Source organism: Streptomyces sp. NPDC058008, from assembly GCF_042886395.1.
Classification (GTDB): domain Bacteria; phylum Actinomycetota; class Actinomycetes; order Streptomycetales; family Streptomycetaceae; genus Streptomyces.
Genome location: NZ_JBHVQX010000011.1, coordinates 131,299 through 149,386 on the forward strand (window position 1 = coordinate 131,299; position 18,088 = coordinate 149,386).

The window sequence follows — 18,088 nt, forward strand, 5'->3', positions numbered from 1 at the left end:
GCGGCACGCCCGAAAGGTCGCACCGGTGGACGGCATGGCTCATCTTACGATGTCCAGGGGCAACTGTTTCCACGCAGCAAGAAAAAGCGGATCCGTGCGCATGGGGTCTCCGAGGCAGGGCAGGGGCTCGTCAGGAAGCACTCGCTACCAGGGAGGGTGGGAACACACAGTGATCGCTGAACATACTGCCGGAGCCGTACGGACCGAGGGAGTGCCGGCACCGGACACCGCGCCCGAACACATCGGTGAGCTGCCCTGGATCGAGGACGCGGGCAAGATCACGCCGAAGGACGCCCGCGCCCTGTCGACCCTGTTCTTCGAACAGCTCCGGGTTCTGGAGGAGGGCACGCACGAGCACCAGTACGCGCGCAACACCCTCATAGAGATGAACATCTCGCTCGTCCGGTTCGCCGCGCGCCGCTTCCGCAACCGGGGCAGCGGCGACATGGAGGACATCACCCAGGTCGGGACCATCGGGCTCATCAAGGCCATCGACCGGTTCGAGCTTTCCAGGGAGGTCGAGTTCGCCACCTTCGCCGTCCCCTACATCGTCGGCGAGATCAAGCGCTTCTTCCGGGACACCACCTGGGCCGTCCACGTCCCCCGCAGGCTCCAGGAACTCCGTGTGGAACTGGCCAAGGCCAAGGACGAACTGGCCGTCCGCCTCGACCGTGACCCGACGGCCAGGGAGCTCGCCGCCCACCTGGAGCTCACCGAGGACGAGGTCATCGAGGGCATCATCGCGTCGAACGGCTACACCGCGGGCTCGCTGGACATGCCGACGGACGCGGGCGAGACGACGGGCGCGACGGTCTCCCGCACGTTCGCCGACGTCCTGGGTGAGCCGGACTCGGCCATGGAGACGGTGGAGAACCTGCACGCCCTGGCCCCGCTCCTGGAGGAACTCGACGACCGTGAGCGCCGCATCATAGAGATGCGGTTCGGCCAGGAGATGACGCAGTCTCAGATCGGCGCCGAGCTCGACGTGTCCCAGATGCACGTCTCACGGCTCCTCACGCGCACCCTGGGCAAGCTCCGGGCCGGCATGCTGGCCTGACCCGCCGCCTGCCCGCGCGTACGGCGTAAGGCGTACGGACCGGGCGGCGAAGCGCCGGGAACCTGCGGTCAGATGACCGCGGCACGACACCAGGGGGCGGCCGACCGCCCCCGGGATCGCCTTTCTCCGCGCACCGGATTCACTCCGGGCGCGCGTCGAGGACCCTCCCGGCGGCCCGCCCCGAGCGGACGCCCGTACATCTCCCCGCCGGAGACCCTCGCTGGCCGTGGAACGTCCCGGAACTGTCCCGGTCGTCGACCTGCGTTCGTTGCCCGCTTCCCTGCCGTGCAATGCTGAACAGCACGTGGATCGTGGCGGACAGCGGAAGAAAGCGCAGGGTGAGGGCAGTGCGGCGGCGGGGCGGGGCCATCATGTGGGATCGGTTCGCGGCGTCGGATCCGGGGCTGCTGAGGCTCATGGCGGGACTGCGGACCGTCGCGGCGATCGCGCTGACCCTGGTGGTGCTGGTGCTGTTCGGCACCGATGTCACACACCTGGTCGCGGGCGCGATGACGGCGATGGCCGCCACGTTCGCGATCAAGGACACCCTCGTCCGCGACCAGGCGGTCACCCTCGCCCTCGGCCTGCCGGTCGCCCTCGCCGCGACGTCGCTGGGCGCACTGCTGGCCTCTCAGGTCATCGTGGGCGACCTCTTCTTCGTGGCTCTCATCTTCGGCGCGGTCTACTGCCGGCGGTTCGGCGAACGGGCCACCGCGCTGGGCCTCATCGGCTTCCAGATCTACTTCCTCTCCCTGTTCGTCGGGGTCACGGCCTCTGCCCTGCCGGCCCTCTTCCTGACCCTGTCCGCCGGGTTCGCCTGCAGCGCGGTGGTGCGCTTCGCCCTCGTCCCGGAGACGCCCCGCCGGGTCCTGGCACGACTGCGCGACGCGTTCCGGACACGCGTCGCGCAGCTCGTCGCCACGCAGATCGAGCTGCTCGACGCGGGCCCGGAGCAGTTGGAGAAGGTGCTCGACGACCTGCGCCGGCGCACCGCGCGACTGCACGAGACGGCCCTGATGATCCAGGGCCGCCTGGAGGAGGGCACACGGGACGCGGACAAGGCGGCCCTGCTCCAGCGCAGGGTCGCCGATGCCGAGATCGCCACCGAGCGGCTCGGCATGCTGCTGCTGAACGCCCGCAGCGCCGAGCGCGCGGACACCCTCACACTCCATCTGCCGCATGCCCCGGTGCCGCTGACCGGGGACTGGCGGCCCGCCGAGGACGACGCGACCATCGCCCTGCGCCGGGACCTCAAGGCGCTTCATCTCCTGGTGGACCGGCCCGCGCCGAACGACGGGGGGACGGCGGTGGCGCACCTGCGCAACCGGCTGCTCGGCTACCGCGACGAGGAGAGGCTCCCGCCGGCGCCCGCGGGGATCCAGGACGCGTTCCGCGGCATCGGTGAGGCGGCGCGGTCCGTCCTGGGGCTGCGGCTCGCGCTGGACGGACCGCAGGACGAGTCCGACGACTCGCCGGCGACCACCCGTTCCCGCGAGGAGTTCGACGCGGAGGACATCGCGCTCGCCTCTTCCGAGGAGTCCGCGGGCGAGGAGCCGTCCGGGTTGCGGCGCCCCACCACGCGGGCCGCCTTCCAGGTGTCGGTGGGCTCGGTCCTGGCCATCATCGGCGGCGAACTCCTCTCCAGCCAGCGCTGGTACTGGGCCGTCCTCACCTGCTGGGTCGTCTTCCTCAACACCGCCTCCACCGGCGAGATCCTGGTCAAGGGCTACCGCCGGCTCCTGGGCACCCTGCTGGGCGCCGTGGCCGGTGTCGCGCTGGCGGGACTGGTCGGCGGCCACACCTGGATAGCGTTCGCGCTGGTCCTCGTCTTCATCTTCGCGATGTTCTTCACCGCTCCGCTGTCGTACGCGGTCATGTCCTTCTTCGTCACGGCCATGCTGGGCCTGCTCTACACCCTGCTGAACTCGTACAGCTTCGACGTGCTGGTGCTGCGGATCGAGGAGACCGCGATCGGCGCCGCGTGCGGTGTCATCGCCGCCGTACTGGTCCTGCCCGTGCACACCGACCGGCGGACCGACGAACTGCTGGGGACCGTGCTCGACAAGCTGGGCGATGTCGCGTCCTCGGCGGTGGAGCAGCTCAGCGGCGGACCGGCGTCCGATCTGCTCGGGAAGGCCCGGGCCCTGGACACGGCACTGGACGAACTGCGCGACTCCACCAGTCCGCTGACCTACCCGATCACCCCGCTGCGCGGTCGCCGGCAGACCGTCCGCTACCTGGTGGCGCTCCTGGAGACGTGCGCCTACCACGCGCGCTCGCTCGCGGCCACCGCCGAACTGGTGCCGCACAGCAAGAACATCGCGGCCGACCCCCGCCTCCAGCGGGCCGGGCAGCGCATCGCCCACAACATCGCGGTCCTCGCCGCGCACGTGGGGGACGAGGAGGGCGCGGGCGAGGTCCGGTCCGGGGCGAGCATCGCCTCGACGCTCAGGGACGACGGGGCCGCCACCCCGCCCTCCGGCACGGTCACCTTCCGCGTGCTGCGTCATCTGCAGCGCCTCGACGAAGGGGTGGTCGGCCTGGCCCGCCCGCTGGACGTGCCGGTCACGGAGCGCACCGGGGAGAAGTCCGCACGGGGGTGAGGGACAGCCCCGCACCTAGCAGGAACGGGCCCGGTCCGCCGTGTACCGGGTGACCGTCCACCTCTCCCCGTCCCCGCGCTCCATCTCGGCGGTGACCGTGTACCGCGACGGCTGACCGGACGGGGCCGGCATCCGCCAGCCCGTCGTCGTGTCGAGCGTCTGCCACCTGGAGGCGTCCACGCAGTCCTCGACGGTCGCGGTGGGCGGCTGTGTGCCGACAGCCAGTGCGGTGACCTCGGGATCATGGCCCAGGCTGCCGCGCATCGCCGTGCCCCGGTCGCGCATACGCGCGAGATCCGCCTCTACGGCGCCGAACGCGTCGGGCGCCATGTACCGCTTCAGCCGCGTCCCGTCGGCCGAGGCCGCTCCGTACGCCTCCTCCCGCGCCGCGGACATCAGGGCGTAGGCCTCCAGCACCTTCGCTTCGGCCTCGGCCGGCGAATCCGCCGCCGCGGGAGCGGCCGAGGAGGCCGGCCTGCCGGGTGAGGACGAGGCGGGAGAGAGGTCCGCCGAGGACTTCCCGTCCGTCTCTCCGCCCTCTCCCCCGCATCCCGCCAGCGCGAGAACCAGCGCCGCCGCCCCGCACCGGAGCATCACGCCCGTCCGGGAGTGTCTCTGCCGAACCGTCACCATCACTGCCCCAAACCGGTCGTCCGATATCGATCACCACCCCAACGACGCCTGCCCTCCGCAGGTCACCGTCCTGGTACTCCGTCAGGTCGTGTCCGCATCCATGGACAGCGGTTGAACTGCGGATCCGTCAGGGACTCTTGACGGCCCGCTGGTCCGTACCTATGGTCACCGACCAGCGCGCGTGTTCAACATCCAGTGCATCGTTCACATAGACGAACGGATGGCCCCCACATGCCCGACACCCACGCAAGCCACCGCCCCAGACGCCGCCCTGCGCTGCTGGTCGCCGCCGCCGCTGTCTGCGCCTTGGTGGCGGGCGCCCTCTCCCTGCCGGGCGCCCAACGGGCCGAGGCCGCGCCCGCGGCCTTCGCCCACCCCGGAGTCACCGTCTCCAAGGCGCAGCTGGACTTCACCCGGGGCAAGGTGAACTCCGGGGCGCAGCCCTGGAAAAGCGCCTACGACCAGCTGGCATCGAGCAGGTACGCCGACCTGAACCGCACCGCCAAGCCCCGTGCGACCGTCGAGTGCGGTTCGTACTCCAACCCGAACAACGGCTGCACCGACGAGCGTGAGGACGCGATAGCCGCCTACACCGACGCGCTCGTCTGGTACATCACGCGCGACGAGCGGTACGCGAGGAAGTCGATCGAGCTGATGGACGCCTGGTCGGCGGTCATCAGGAACCACACCAACAGCAACGCCCCGCTGCAGACCGGGTGGGCAGGCTCCTCCTGGCCCAAGGCGGCCGAGATCATCCAGTACACGTACACCGGGACCTGGGCCGGCTCCGGGCGTTTCTCGACCATGCTGCGCGACGTCTATCTGCCGCAGGTCATCAACGGCTCCAACTCCAACGGCAACTGGGAACTGTCGATGATGGAGGCCGCCGTCGGCATCTCCGTCTTCCTGGAGGACAGGACGTCGTACGACAAGGCGATGGCGAAGTTCCGGACGCGGACCGCCGCGTACGTCTATCTCGCGTCCGACGGAGCCGTGCCCAGGACCGTGCCGAGCCAGAACCTCGACACCACCGCGAAGATCGTCAGCTACTGGCAGGGGCAGTCCACGTTCGTCACCGGGCTCACGCAGGAGACCTGCCGCGACTTCACCCACACCGGTTACGGCATCTCGGCCATCTCCCACATCGCCGAGACCAGCCGGATCCAGGGCCAGGACCTCTACGGCACCGATGTCGGCGAGCGGCTGCGTCAGGCTCTCGGCTTCCAGTCCAAGTACCAGCTCGGCGAAGCGGCGCCGAGCTGGCTGTGCGGCGGATCCCTGGACCTCGGCCTGGGCCCCGTCACCGAGGTCGGCTACAACGCCCTGCACAACCGGCTCGGGACCGCCATGACCAACACCCAGCGGCTGACCGAGCAGAACCGCCCGGCAGGCAGCAACAACCTCTTCGTGGCCTGGGAGACCCTGACCCACGGCGACAACCCGAACTGATCCGGGCGGCGGCCCGCTGAGCGGTGAGCCGCGCCGGGTGGACCGGGGAGAGGCCCCGCGCGTGCGCGGCGCGGGGCCTCTCCTCACGGGCGGGCCGCACCCGGTCCGTGGGCCGCCGGCGGCATGCGGTACGAAGTCAGATGTGAACGAACAGACTCAGCCCGCGACCGTTCGGGTGTTCATCGCCCTCGCCCCGCCCGACCGGGCGAAGGAGGAACTGGCCCGGGAGCTGCGCCCCGCCTACGGCACGCACCCCCAGGTGCGGTGGAACCGCGTCGAGGACTGGCACATCACCCTGGCCTTCCTCGGGGAGCTGCCGACCGGCACCGTTCCGCTCCTGCGCCCCCCGCTCGCGGCCCTCGCGGCGGTCCGCAGGTCTCCCCGCCTGGCACTGCGGGGCAGCGGGACGTTCGACGACCGCGTGCTGTGGAGCGGCGTCGACGGCGACCTCGACGCACTGCACGCCCTCGCCGCCGACGTACGCGCCACCGTCAGGGGGTGCGGGGTCACCTTCGAGGAACGGCCCCTGCGCCCCCATCTGACCCTGGCCCGCGTCCGCAGGGGCGACCGGTCCTCGGCGGCGGAGATCGCGGAAGGGATCGCCGGGTTCGAGGGCGGACCGTGGCCCGCCGAGCGGCTGCACCTGGTGGGCAGCAACGCCGGACGCGGCAGAGGCCCGATCCACTACCGCGACATCGAGGCCTGGCCTCTCGGCGGTGATGACAGCGGTGCGTCCTGAAGGGGACGCCACGGCGCCCGGGGACCCCGCCCAGGGCACTCGTCGTCAGGCCGCGCTCGCCGGCGCGCCGCCACGTCCCGCGCGGCCGGATGACCGCGGGAGCAACGCACCGTCGACGTACAGGTCGACACGCTCGTTGTAGAACGCGACCAGCCCGGCGATGCGGTTGACCTGGATCGTCGGGAAGTCGTAGGCCCAGGCGATGTCCTCGTGGAGCGCGACGCCGCTGTCGAACGACCAGTAGCCGCTCGTGGTCCCCTTGTAGGGGCAGCGGGTCACCGTGTCGGACCATCGCAGACGGGCCCGGTCGACGGACGTGCGGTCGAGGTAGTAACGGGTCGGCAGACCGGTCTCGAACAGCTTGACGCAGTGCGTCGCGTCGGCCAGCGGCACACCGTCCAGCTCCACTCGGACGCTGCTGGTGGAGCGCAGGGCGTCCACCCGGGAGTAGGGACTCCTCGGGTGCACGAAGACCGGCTCGTCCTCCTCGAACCAGGAGTCCAGCGCCTCCCACTCGAAGCGGACCGTGCCGGGCAGCGGAGCGGGGGCCGTGTCGTCCCACACCCACGCCGCGCCCTCACGGACGTCGGACCCGACCCGCAGCGTGTGACGCCGCGCGGGCCCTGCGCCGAGCCGTTCCGTCCGGCCGTCATCGGTGAGCACTCCGTCGACCAGGTCCTCGACCGGGATGCTGAACTGGGGGTAGGCGGGCCGCTCCCAGACGTACAGGGCGCGCCGGGTGTCGAACGCCACGTGTCCGCCGATCGTCCCCCGGACGCGACGCGGCACGGGCTCGACATGTCCGACGGGGACGATGAGACCGGGGTGCAGGACACTCTCGCTCGCCATGGGTGATCACCTCGGTCCACTCGTCCTCTGGGCGTGCGTCGCTCCTGGCAGCCGTCCGGGCGGGCGCGTTCCACCTCTGCGCAGGACCTCCCCCGTCATCCGAAATTCTACTGACCGGCCGCGTGTCGGCACGTCGAGCGGGTGACAGGGCCGAAGGACGCACGCTCAGGGGCCCGCCGTCCCGTCCGAGGGCAGGCCCTGGGGTCGCGGACGGGACGGCCGGGCCATCGATGCCTCGATGCGGGTCAGCTGGTGGCCGAGGCTCGTCATCCACACCTCGAGATCGACGGACAGGAATGCCGGCGAGTACTCCTGAGGTTCCGCCACCGCGAACGGCTCGCCCACCGGGCGGCCGTGGGCGAGCCCTGCGGCGATCCGGTCGGCCTCGGCCTGGAGACCGGCCGCGGTGCCGCGGGCGCGGACCGCCTCCGGATTCGCGGGGCCGGTGCTCGGACGGAGACCGAAGCGGGGCAGCCGGTGGGCGCCCGTGAGCATGTGGTCGGCGGCGATGAGCACCGCGTGCCAGTCGGGACCGGTCTCCTGCGCGGCGGTACCGCTCTCGCTGCGGTACTGGGCGTAGGCCGCCTCGGCGAGGCGCAGCCGGTGCAGGCTCGGCAGCGTCTGCGGTGCGGCCCGCGAGCCGGGCGACGGGGTCAGCAGCGCCTCCGCGGTCGGCGGCACCAGCCCGCCGCAGGTGCGCAGCAGTCCGGCCATGGCGCGGCGGACCTCGCGTCGGGCCCCGGCGGGCCAGGCCAGGAGTCCGCAGAGGAGCCCGACCACGCTGCCGGTCGCGACGTCCACCATCCGGGCCTCCGACAGCTTCCAGGTGACCGGTGCCAGCTGGGCGAAGGCGGTGGCCACGACCAGGGTGAACAGCCCCTGCGTGTACGCGGTCCCCAGGAGCGGTCCCACGGAGAAGCCCACCAGCATGGCGGGGGCGAGCAGCACCGCGTAGGCGTCGGTGTGCGGCCCGAACCCGATCACGAGCGCGCCCGCGACCAGGGCCCCGACCGCGTTGCCGATCAGTGCCGGACGGGCCTGACGCCAGGTCGCCCCCACGGTCGTACGCCCGAGGGTCAGGACGGCCAGGAGTACCCAGAACCCGTGGGCCAGGCCGAGGGAACCAGCGACCAGCCGGGCGGCCGCGAGGCCCAGCGCGGTCCGCACGGCGTTCTGGAAGAGCACCGACCGGAGCGTCACGTTGCCGAGGAAGCGCCGTGCCCACAGCGTCGGGGTGGAGAGCCCGGCGTACCAGAACTGATCGCGAGGGGCGGGCGGGGCCGTGGGCCTGCCGTTGGCGGCGATGTCGAGGCTGATCTCCACGATCCGTGCCGATTCGGCCAGGGCGAGGACCTGGGACTGCCGCCGGAGCACGGCCGCCGGCGGAGTTCGGCCGGCCGGTGGGGAGTCGGGCCGCCGCGAGTCGGGCTCTCCCCGGCCTGGTACGCCGTCAGGGGTGGGCATCGCCGGGGTGTACGGTCCGGAAGCCGCGCGGATCCGTTCCGACTGGAAGTCGCGCATCGCCCGCTCGAGTGCTCCGGGGACGGGCGGGCGGGATCCGGTCCGCAGGGAATGCGCGCAGGCGTCGCTCAGCTCCGCGACCCGGCCGAGGAGGGTGTCGGATGCCGGATCGCGCGGTGTCCGTGGCGTCTCGGCGAGCGTCGCCAGCTGGTCGAGGAGCCGGCGTACCGCGCGGCCGGCCTGTTCCCGTGCGCGGTCCGTCCGGCCCGCGCCTGCGGGGCGTTCCGAGGCGGGGAGGTGTGAGAGCCGCATCCTCGATCCGGCCTCGCGCAGGTCCTGCGGGGGTACCTCGCCGGTGGCCGCCGCGCGGGCGGCCGTCACGAGCGCGCTCGCCAGCCGGTCCCGGTAGGACGGGACGGGCGGGTCGGGCAGCAGGACCTGGGAGAGGGCGACCAGCAGCACTCCCACGCTCAGCCCCGCGAGCCGCTCCCCCAGCACCTCCGGTGCGTAGGGCGGGAAGCAGGCAAGGATGTAGAAGAGCTGGAGGCCCGGGGCAGCGCCCGCCGGCCGGGGGCCGGCCACGGCCGCGAACGCGAGCAGGAAGCCGATGACGAGCATGCCGCCGGTCGCGGCCCAGGTGTCCACCGCGAGCAGGGTTCCCAAGGTCGCCAGGACGAGAGCCGGGGGCAGCGCGCAGAGCGTGACGAGCGCCTGCCGACGGCCGGACCCCGGGATGGCCGAGAGCAGGCCCAGGGCGATGGGGGCGAAGAGCGCGTAGAGAGCGGCGGCGGGCATTTCGGCGGCGTACAGGAACGGATAGAAACCGGCGCTCGCCGCGAGCGTCACCCGGAGGGACCTGCGCAGGATCGCCGCTCTCTCACGCGTGGGTCTCACGCTCGCGTCCTCTCCTCGCCGGTTCTCGCCGGGCCGTCCACGCGGCTTCGGTGGGACGGGTTCCGGGGCGGGTGCACCGCACGGGTCGCGGGCTCGCGGCTCATGCCGCACCCCTCTCTCCCGGGGAGGGTTCGGCGGCACGGGTTCGCGCGGCCCATGGTCTGCCGCCATTGTCGACCGGCGTCGAGCCGCTCGCTCTCCCACTCACCCGCCGGGGAACCGGCCGACCGCAGGCCACCGACCGCCCGGGCGACGCCTGCGATACGGGTGGGCCGCCCCGACCGTCACGCGACTGATCCGCCGCTCCCCGGACGGCCCGGCGGGCTCAGGAGCCGGGCGCCGTGTGCCACGGGGGCGGGCGCACAGGCATGCTCCGCCGGTGAGACCGGTGGGAAGGAGCATGCCTGTGAACCCATGAACCTGTGAACGCGGGAATGGCCGCGGACAGCGAGCCGGGGTCAGCGGATCTCGGTGGTCCGCTGCTCCTTGAGGGCGGCGCAGTTGGAGTTCTCCACCGACACGTACACGTTGTCGATGCTGCCTCCCCAGCTCACGCAGTAGCCCTTGCCGTAGACGTAACCGGGCCCGGCGTACGAGGTGAACTTCCCGTCGTCCCCGGCCCATTCGTCGGTGGCGGGGATGTAGACGTACGCGGACATCTGCTTGGCGGTGCCCGGGTTGGTACGGATGGTCGCGACACAGTTCTTGCCGTTGGACGCGTTGTAGGTCAGGTAGACGGTGCCCAGCGAGCCGACGGCCACGGAGTTCACGGTCTTGTAGTCCTTGCCGCAGACGCCCTGGGGCGTGACGTTCGGCGCGGCGGAGGCCGTCGCACCGAACGCGGCCGTGCCCCCCAGCACCAGCGCGGTGGCCGCCCCGACGGCCGCGACATTACGTACAATTCGCATATTTCCCCCTTGTGTCTTCGAGAGTGGATTACTCCCACTTGTTGTGACCCCCGAACGGCATGGATGGTTGCTCCGCATGCGCGGCGAGGTACGGGAGATCACCCGGAGGAGGGAACCCTCCGGGGATCGTGGCAGGTCGTACGGCCTCAGGCGGCGGGCACCCGTCGGAAGTCGGGGCAGCGGGTTTCTACGCAGCCCACCCCGTCCGCCGATCGGCCGGCGCACCCGATCGGCGCGCCGGCCGTGTCCGCGAGGCGCTCGGGCGCTGAAGGAGCAACGCCGTCCGGTCGCTTCACCCTTCCAGCCGTGCGGGGCACCCCGTCGCACCCCCTCGGAGAGCTTTACGGGCAAGGGCGGATCGCTCGCCCCCATGTCGACCGGCCACGTGCCCACGGCGTACGCGGGCAGCCGACCACCGTCGCAGCCGGTCAGGGCGAGCGCCCCGACGCGCGCCCGGCGTCGGCCGCGCGACTCGCCGTCGCCGGGGTCCGCTTCGACCGGCTACGCGCCAAGGGGTCGGTGGTGCCGGGCAGCCGGATGAGCGCGCGAGGCGCGTGTCTGCGTGCGGCGCAGCGTGCGCACGGTGGGCAGCTCCGCGGCGCAGTCGATGTCCGGAGGCGAGACCCGGAGCGCGCCCGGTTCGCCGAGGCGCGGATACGGACGGCAACCGGACCCGTGACCCCCGTCGGCCCGGAACCGAGCCACCCCGACCGACACGAGATCGCCGGAACAGGGCTCGTCGATACCCATGCAGGGCATCGCAGCACCTGGAAACGGCGAGTCGCAGGAGGTCGCCGACCACGCCCGGCGCCCAGAAGCCTGATCGCCGCACGCAGGGCACCGACGGCCCGAGCAAGGCGTTCGCACGCGCCGCGCCACCCGCAGCGGCGCGAGCGCAAGCGCACCCGGCGGGGCCACGCGACAAGGCCGACGCTCCGGCCGGGGTGCGAACAGATGCGACCGCGGCGTCGAAGGACTCGCGAGGACAGAAGGCCGATCACTTTGCGGAACCTTTACCATCGGCGGCCCGTTGGCCGGTTGAGAGCACGGGCTCGTGACCGACCGATCGAACGAAGACCGAGGTGACCTCGATGGCAGTGTGGGACCGACTCAAGGATCAGGCCAGGACTCTCCAGCAGAGCCAGGGAGCGCGCGGGCAGGCGGCCGGAAGAAGCGGTGGCCAGGGGTCCGGGGGCGGGTCGCGCGCCCAGCTGGTCAGCACGCTGAAGTCACAGCTCGCTTCCCTCAAGACGGAGCTGAAGAGCGGCGCCTACCGGGACGCGAGCATGGCGATGTGTGCCCTCGTCGCCGCAGCGGACGGCCACGTGGACCCAGCCGAGCGACGCCATGTGGAGTCGATGATCCTCGGCAACGAGGTGCTGCAGAACTTCCCTCCGGAGCAGTTGCGTCAGCGCTTCAACAAGCACGTGGACCAGCTGTCCCTCAACTTCCCGCAGGGCAAGGCCGACGCCATGCAGGAGATCGCGAAGACAGCGAAGAAGCCGACCGAGGCCAGGGCCGTGCTTCAGACCGGCATCGTCATCGCGGGAGCCGACGGCAGCTTCTCCCAGGCCGAGCACATGATTCTCCGGGAGGCCTGCACGGCGCTGGGGCTGTCGCCCACCGAATTCCAGCTCTGAATCCGCAGCCCGCGGTGGGGCGGACGTCCGCGGCGACCGTCGGCGCGGCTGCCCGGCACGGTGACATCTCCCGCTGAGCCCCGGCCGGACGAGGTCGGCGCTCAGCGGGGGATGTGCGGGGACGACGTCCGGCCCCCGGGCCGACGGTCCGCCGGAAGTGCGCAGGCAGGTGTGCCGCCCGGCATGCGCTGACGGTTGTCCGCCACGAGCCGGTAGACGCGGCGAGCGATCCAGCGGGCGGGCGGAAGAGTGAGGATCGCCCCCAGGACGGCCCAGCCCTTCCCCGCGTTCAACAGCAGCTTGGCGACTGCCTGCGCGCCTCCGTGGACCACCCCGGTCGGCGTGATCCACAGCAGCTCGTACTCCGCTCGCTCCTGGGTGACTCCGAGGGAGCCCAGATCCGCGAACTGCCAGGGGACGGCCTCGCAGTGCGGCCGGACATGCCGCTCGACGAACATCACGGAGGAGGTACAGAAGGCGCAGTCGCCGTCGTAGACGAGTACAGGTCGCATCCGCATGGCCTCATCATGCCGCACCCGGCGTGAGCGACACCTGGGGCCTCCGGTCGGCGACGCCCCGAGGGCCGGGGGGCTTGGGAGAGCGTGGGGCTACGCCCAGGTCCAGGCTGAGCGTCGGCAGCTGAAGGCGAACCCCGGACACGCCCGGCACAGGGGCACAGACCAGCGCGGCCACGGGAGACCTCCGCACGCCGGACACACGTCGCTCAGCGCGCATGTCCTCTCCTGGACTCCGGCCCCCGGAGCAACCGATCGACCGATGACCAGTGGGCGTGGACCGGCTCCGTACAGCGTGCGCCCTGCCGAAGGATCACGTCCGTGGAGAACAGCACACATGGCCTCGCCCACCCGCCGCGTCCAACGCGGGACCGCGACTGCCGCCGTGCCCGCAATCGCCGGCGTCCACGCTCCGGCCAGGCCAACCACGGCGCGTACCGGTACGTCGCCTTACCCGCACCCTGGGGGTCCGTGCCTCGGGCGCCGGGCCTCAACACATAAGGCCTACGGTCCTGTTCGGTTCACCGAGCGACGGGCCAAAACGGGGGGCACGCGGGCGACTCGCTTCAACTGCCGCCGCTCACGGTCCGCTTCGCCCGACAGGGCCGACACGCGGCCGGTCCCCGAGCAGCGGAGGGGCCCGCCCTAGGGTGGAGAACCAGATCCATGAGGCCGCACACCGCGCACCGAACACCCGCTGGATCGGGGGCAGATGCGCTGTCCAGGCCACGCATCCCTTCGGACTCAGGAAGTCACCCCCCACGTGCACACTCCACTCCCCCGTCGCGCCGCGCTCTCCGCACTGGCCGGCCTCGCGGCCCTCCCGCTGGCCGCGTGCGACACGACCGCGCCGACCGCCGGATCACCGGCCCCCTCCGGACCGGCACCCTCAGGCTCCGAAGAGACAGCTCCACGCACGCGACAGGCGTTCCGGGCACTGGAGCGGAAGTACGACGCCCGGCTCGGCGTGTACGCGCTCGACACCGGAAGCGGCCTCTCCGTCACCCACCGCCCCGACGAGCGCCACGCGTACGCCTCCACCTGCAAGGCGCTGCTGGCGGGCGCGATCCTGGACAGGTACACGCTCAAGCAGCTCGACCGGCGCGTACGGTACGGCCCCGGCGATCTCGTCGCCAACTCGCCGGTCACCGAGCGGCACGTGGACACGGGGCTCACCCTGCGCGAACTGTGCGACGCCGCCATCCGCTACAGCGACAACGCGGCGGCCAATCTCCTCTTCCGTGAACTGGGCGGCCCCCGTGGCCTCCAGGACGCGCTCGTGGCCCTCGGCGACCGCACCACCCGGTGCGACCGCTACGAGACCGATCTCAGCGAGGCCGCGCCGGGTGACACCCGGGACACCAGCACCGCCAGGGCCCTGGCCACAGGGCTGCGCGCTTTCGCTCTGGGTGACGTCCTCGGTGCGCACGAGCGGGCCGCGCTGAACGACTGGCTGCGGCGCAACACCACCGGTGACGCACTCATCCGTGCGGGCGCCCCGGCCGGCTGGGTGGTGGGCGACAAGACCGGAACGGGAGGCTACGGCACCCGGAACGACATCGCCGTCGTCCGGCCGCCGGACTCCGCACCGATCACCATCGCCGTACTCTCACGTCGCGACGCCCCGGAAGCGGAGCCGCAGGACGCACTCGTCGCCGAGGCGGCTCGCGTCGCGCTCACCACCCTCGCCGCTCAGGCACGGAAACGGAGCGGGTGATCGGCGGGCACCTCGGTCAGCACGATGCGATGGCCGTCCGGGTCGGCGATCCACATCTCGATGAGGCCCCAGGGTTCCTGGAGCGGTGGCCGGAGGACGACCGCTCCACGGGCCGCCACCTCCTCGTGCGCCGCCGCGCAGTCGGCGACCTGCATCCAGAGCCGCAACGTGTCGGTCGGAGGCACGTCCGAGTGGGCCGACACCTCCAGAAAGCCCCCGCCGAGGAAGTACACCGTTCCCCGATCGGGGCCGGTCCCGAACTCACGGTAGACGGACAGCCCGAGCGTCCGCCCGTAGAAGTCACGCGAGGCCTCCGGGTCGCGGGGCCTCAGCAATACCCTGCTGCTCAGTACGTGCACCATGCCCCGACCCTACGCGTCCCGACGCGGGCACCCGTCGAACCGGTCCGGACCCCGGGCCCCTGATCAGGAAGCCGAGGCCTCCACCGCGGCCTTGATCCGCTGCCCGAAGGCCGGGGCGTCCTTCCGAGCGGCGGCGACGGCGAACCCGACGAGGAGCTTTCCCAGCCCATGCCCCTCCAGGTCATTGAAAATACGCACTCGCGTTCGATCGTTCGGCAGGGACTCGATGTCGTAGCCCCCTTCCCGAGCCGTCACCAGGTTGGCCGACAGTTCGTTCCAGCGGATGCGCGTCGGGGCGACGAGTTCACTGATACGGAACTCGCGCCGGGTCGTCATGCCGGCGTCCTTCACCGTGCTGCGGAACACGGTTCCCACGGCGGTCGGACCCGCCGGGTCCTTGGAGATGTCCTGGACACGCGGGCTGAACTTCCTGTCGTTCTCACCGTCCGCCAGGAAGGCGAAAACCTCTCCGACGGGACGGTCGATGTCGACGGTCACCTCGAACCGGGCCATGGGGGTCTCCTCCGATACGGCGGGCACGGGTCGTGCCCCTGCTCTGTGGCGACACTGCCTCCCAGGATCGACGCTCCACGGCCACCCGGCAGCCGGGCGGGCACATCCGGCGTGCAATCGGGTGCTCTCGGACGGCGGGAGCAGGTCCTCCGTCTCCGAGCGTCCCGGTACCGCAGCGACGCGCGGGGACCGGGCTGGAGGATGGACTGCCGGGTAGGCGTCCGCGAGGTTCCGGCGGAGCGGCAGACCCGGGCTCAACTCCCCGGTCGCAATGCGGCTCGATCCCGGTCCCCCCTTGTGACAACCTGCCGTCATGCCAACAGAGCTGCGGGAACACGCGGGCCGCCAGTACGCGATCCGGTTCCACTACGCCCTCCCTGACGACGCCTGGGCCGTGGAGCTGAGCGAGGCGGTCCCCGCTCCGACCGCGCGCGCCGGCCTTCCGCAGGCCGCCTCGCACCTGCCCGGGGCGGCCTTTCTGGTGGCATACGTTCCCGACGAGGACCCGACCGTGGAGCCGGCCGTGCACATCCACAGCCACGACGAGCACGTCATCCCCTACGAGGTGATGAACTGGTTCATGGAAGCGGTCACCGACCAGGTGGAACGCTGCCGCCGCGCGATGGCCGAGGGGGTTGCCGACGCGGAGGAATGATCAGGCCCCCGGCCGGTGCGCTCACGGCGTCCTGACCGGTGAAGGCGGTGTCGCAGGGGCGCGTACGGGGTGTGTGGGAGCAGCAGACGCGATGGCGGTCACGCGGGTCCCGGACACGACGACGCGGACCGGGTGAGAGCGGCCCGGCCCCTGTCCAGGCGCTGATCAGGGCCGCTCCTCCGCCGCCCCAGCGGGTGTTCGGCCGTGGCCCCGCAGCCCGTCGGTCTCCGAGAGATCCGTGCTCACCCCATGGGGCAGACCTGCCCTGCTCGGCGCTACCACAACAACCGATCACGAACGGAGGAGGTCCGACGTCCGGATCTTCACCGCTGCGGGCTCTCCCCCCGACCAGGAATGGCGGCGCGGAGGAGATCGATGCGCAGGCCAGACGGGTCGAAGCCGTCCCCGCGCCGGTCACACCGGACGAGGCCAGGGCGCCGGCGGCCTGCTTCGGACCGGACGGCTGTCACGGCGTCGCCCGGTCGGGACGGGCCCGGAGCCGGTGCCGCGTGTGACGCCTTCCGGCGGCGAGTCGGGCCCGTGGCATCACACGCTCCGGGATCGTCAGGGGAAAACGTCCTCCGACGACGAGACTTGACGCTATGTCACTGATTCTGTGCCGCTCGGTCAGTACGGCTCCCGCCTCGCTCCTCGCCCGGGCGTACGGCTCGGCGGCTGACCGCTCGGTCGACGGCCTCGGGCCGGCGTCCGCCCACCGGCCTGGCGAGGCACATCGCCGCGACGGAGGGCGTCGGGTACGCCTTCGCACACACAGGACCTCGGCCCCTGCGCGACGCATCGGCGGGTGTGCGGCAGCGGCCCGAAGGACCCGCCCACGAGATCAGTGGGCGATGGAGTCGATCAGTTCTCGCGCACCCTGGCGCAGCAGCGTGACCGCGACGGAGGTACCGAGGGTGGCGGGGTCGAGCGGCCCGGCCCACTCGTGTGCGTTGAGGACCGTCTTGCCGTCCGGGGTGAACACGCAGGCCCGCAGGGAGAGGTCTCCGTTGCGGTGCGCCCGTGCGTAGCCCGCGATCGGTGAGTTGCAGTGGCCCTGGAGGACGTGGAGGAACATCCGCTCGGCCGTGATCTCCCGGTAGGTGCCGGGATGGTTGAGCGCGCTCACGGCGTCGATGGTCCCGGTGTCGTCCTCGCGGCACTGCAGGGCGAGGACGCCCGCGCCGATCGGGGGACACATGGTGTCCGCGGCGAGGATGTCGCTGATGACGTCGGGGCGTCCGATGCGGTGGAGACCCGCGACCGCCAGCAGCAGGGCGTCGGCCTCGCCCGCGGCGAGTTTCGCCAGTCGCCGGTTGGCGTTGCCGCGGAACGGAACGCAGCGCAGGTGCGGGTGGGAAGCGGCGAGTTGCGCGGTCCGGCGGACGGACGAGGTGCCGATGCGGGTGCCGTCAGGGAGCTGGTCCAGCGTGTGGCCGTCCGGATGGACGAGAGCGTCGCGGATGTCGTCGCGCTCGAGAAACGCGGCGAACGTCGTCCCGGCGGGCAGCGGCCGGTCGGCGGGGATGTCCTTGACGCAGTGGACGGCCAGGTCCGCCTCCCCCGCGAGCAGGGCCGCGTCCACCTCCTTGGTGAAGGCGCCCTTGCCCTCGACCTTGGAGAGGTCTCCCATCCACTTGTCGCCCGTGGTCCGGACGGGGACGACCTCGGTGACGGTGGCGGGATGGAGGGCCGCGATCTCGGTCCTGACGCGCTCGACCTGGGCGAGGGCCATGGGCGAATCGCGCGAGACGATACGGATCAGCTCTGGGGCGGACATGGCCCTCACGATAGACCGCGGCGCTCGAGGGACGATCGTCCGACGCGTTCGGGGCGTTCGCTTTCGGACCACCGCCGCGATGCGCGAGGGCAACAGGCGTCATCGATTTCAGGCCGCCTTGAAGTGCCTCCCGAAACCACGGACACCGTTCTTCCGCATCTCCCATTTCGTAGAGATACAAGAGTCTGAGCAGGAAGAGTCGACACAGGATCATCGCAGGACGCCCGGAGCAGCGAAAGGGGAACGGGTACCCCGGACACCCCGCCGCCCCTCCAAGGTGGCCGGTTCGCCACCCTGCGGGCTTGCCTCACTCCCC

The 18,088-nt window shown here is 71.8% G+C and carries 15 protein-coding genes; 7 read left to right on the plus strand and 8 right to left on the minus strand.

The features are described from left to right. Nucleotides 1-211: 211 nt before the first annotated feature. Both ACFVS9_RS13760 and ACFVS9_RS13765 read left to right on the plus strand, forming a co-directional pair. Complete coding sequence (locus ACFVS9_RS13760) at nucleotides 212-1,057, plus strand: SigB/SigF/SigG family RNA polymerase sigma factor (protein ID WP_383113762.1); 846 nt, start codon at nucleotides 212-214, stop codon at nucleotides 1,055-1,057. A gap of 371 nt (nucleotides 1,058-1,428) precedes the next feature. Then, the gene (locus ACFVS9_RS13765; RefSeq protein WP_383113763.1) at nucleotides 1,429-3,660 is read left to right on the plus strand and encodes an FUSC family protein; all 2,232 of its coding nucleotides are present in this window, start codon (nucleotides 1,429-1,431) and stop codon (nucleotides 3,658-3,660) included. 15 nt (nucleotides 3,661-3,675) lie between these two features. Here the strand turns inward: ACFVS9_RS13765 and ACFVS9_RS13770 are convergent, their stop codons facing one another. Next, nucleotides 3,676-4,254 (minus strand): secreted protein/lipoprotein, encoded by a 579-nt coding sequence (locus ACFVS9_RS13770; RefSeq protein ID WP_389932071.1) that lies wholly within the window; start codon nucleotides 4,252-4,254, stop codon nucleotides 3,676-3,678. 270 nt (nucleotides 4,255-4,524) lie between these two features. Between ACFVS9_RS13770 and ACFVS9_RS13775 the strand changes: the two genes are divergently transcribed. Both ACFVS9_RS13775 and thpR read left to right on the plus strand, forming a co-directional pair. Further along, the gene (locus ACFVS9_RS13775) at nucleotides 4,525-5,742 is read left to right on the plus strand and encodes an alginate lyase family protein (protein WP_389931968.1); all 1,218 of its coding nucleotides are present in this window, start codon (nucleotides 4,525-4,527) and stop codon (nucleotides 5,740-5,742) included. 142 nt (nucleotides 5,743-5,884) lie between these two features. Further along, nucleotides 5,885-6,481: an RNA 2',3'-cyclic phosphodiesterase gene (gene thpR / locus ACFVS9_RS13780; RefSeq protein ID WP_383113765.1), complete on the plus strand. Its 597-nt coding sequence runs from the start codon at nucleotides 5,885-5,887 to the stop codon at nucleotides 6,479-6,481. Between the two features lie 45 nt (nucleotides 6,482-6,526). On the opposite strand, the gene ACFVS9_RS13785 is transcribed toward thpR, so the two are convergent. The 3 genes from ACFVS9_RS13785 to ACFVS9_RS13795 form a co-directional block, all read right to left on the minus strand. Next, a complete protein-coding gene (locus ACFVS9_RS13785) occupies nucleotides 6,527-7,330 on the minus strand; it encodes a DUF427 domain-containing protein (RefSeq protein WP_383113766.1) in 804 nt (267 codons plus the stop codon). 165 nt (nucleotides 7,331-7,495) lie between these two features. Further along, on the minus strand, nucleotides 7,496-9,685 hold the full coding sequence (locus ACFVS9_RS13790) for an FUSC family protein (RefSeq protein ID WP_389931970.1): 2,190 nt from the start codon (nucleotides 9,683-9,685) through the stop codon (nucleotides 7,496-7,498). A 458-nt stretch (nucleotides 9,686-10,143) separates the two neighbouring features. Next, the gene (locus ACFVS9_RS13795) at nucleotides 10,144-10,593 is read right to left on the minus strand and encodes a spore-associated protein (RefSeq protein ID WP_383113768.1); all 450 of its coding nucleotides are present in this window, start codon (nucleotides 10,591-10,593) and stop codon (nucleotides 10,144-10,146) included. A gap of 1,091 nt (nucleotides 10,594-11,684) precedes the next feature. On the opposite strand from ACFVS9_RS13795, the gene ACFVS9_RS13800 reads away from it, so the two are divergent. Next, entirely contained in the window at nucleotides 11,685-12,233 is a 549-nt protein-coding gene (locus ACFVS9_RS13800) for a tellurite resistance TerB family protein (protein WP_389931972.1), read from the plus strand. A gap of 101 nt (nucleotides 12,234-12,334) precedes the next feature. Here ACFVS9_RS13800 and ACFVS9_RS13805 read toward each other — a convergent pair whose 3' ends face one another. Further along, nucleotides 12,335-12,751, minus strand: coding sequence for a thiol-disulfide oxidoreductase DCC family protein (locus ACFVS9_RS13805; protein ID WP_383113770.1), 417 nt, complete (start codon nucleotides 12,749-12,751; stop codon nucleotides 12,335-12,337). A 760-nt stretch (nucleotides 12,752-13,511) separates the two neighbouring features. Here ACFVS9_RS13805 and bla point away from each other — a divergent pair. Beyond that, nucleotides 13,512-14,465, plus strand: a complete 954-nt coding sequence (gene bla, locus ACFVS9_RS13810; RefSeq protein ID WP_389931974.1) for a class A beta-lactamase — start codon at nucleotides 13,512-13,514, stop codon at nucleotides 14,463-14,465. Here the strand turns inward: bla and ACFVS9_RS13815 are convergent. Further along, nucleotides 14,441-14,827, minus strand: a complete 387-nt coding sequence (locus tag ACFVS9_RS13815) for a VOC family protein (RefSeq protein ID WP_383113772.1) — start codon at nucleotides 14,825-14,827, stop codon at nucleotides 14,441-14,443. The genes bla and ACFVS9_RS13815 overlap by 25 nt on opposite strands. A gap of 63 nt (nucleotides 14,828-14,890) precedes the next feature. Next, nucleotides 14,891-15,340: an SRPBCC family protein gene (locus ACFVS9_RS13820; RefSeq protein WP_389931976.1), complete on the minus strand. Its 450-nt coding sequence runs from the start codon at nucleotides 15,338-15,340 to the stop codon at nucleotides 14,891-14,893. Between the two features lie 313 nt (nucleotides 15,341-15,653). Between ACFVS9_RS13820 and ACFVS9_RS13825 the strand changes: the two genes are divergently transcribed. Continuing rightward, nucleotides 15,654-15,995: a hypothetical protein gene (locus tag ACFVS9_RS13825; RefSeq protein ID WP_389931978.1), complete on the plus strand. Its 342-nt coding sequence runs from the start codon at nucleotides 15,654-15,656 to the stop codon at nucleotides 15,993-15,995. A gap of 841 nt (nucleotides 15,996-16,836) precedes the next feature. Here the strand turns inward: ACFVS9_RS13825 and hemC are convergent. After that, nucleotides 16,837-17,772 (minus strand): hydroxymethylbilane synthase, encoded by a 936-nt coding sequence (gene hemC, locus ACFVS9_RS13830; protein WP_389931980.1) that lies wholly within the window; start codon nucleotides 17,770-17,772, stop codon nucleotides 16,837-16,839. Nucleotides 17,773-18,088 lie beyond the last annotated feature (316 nt).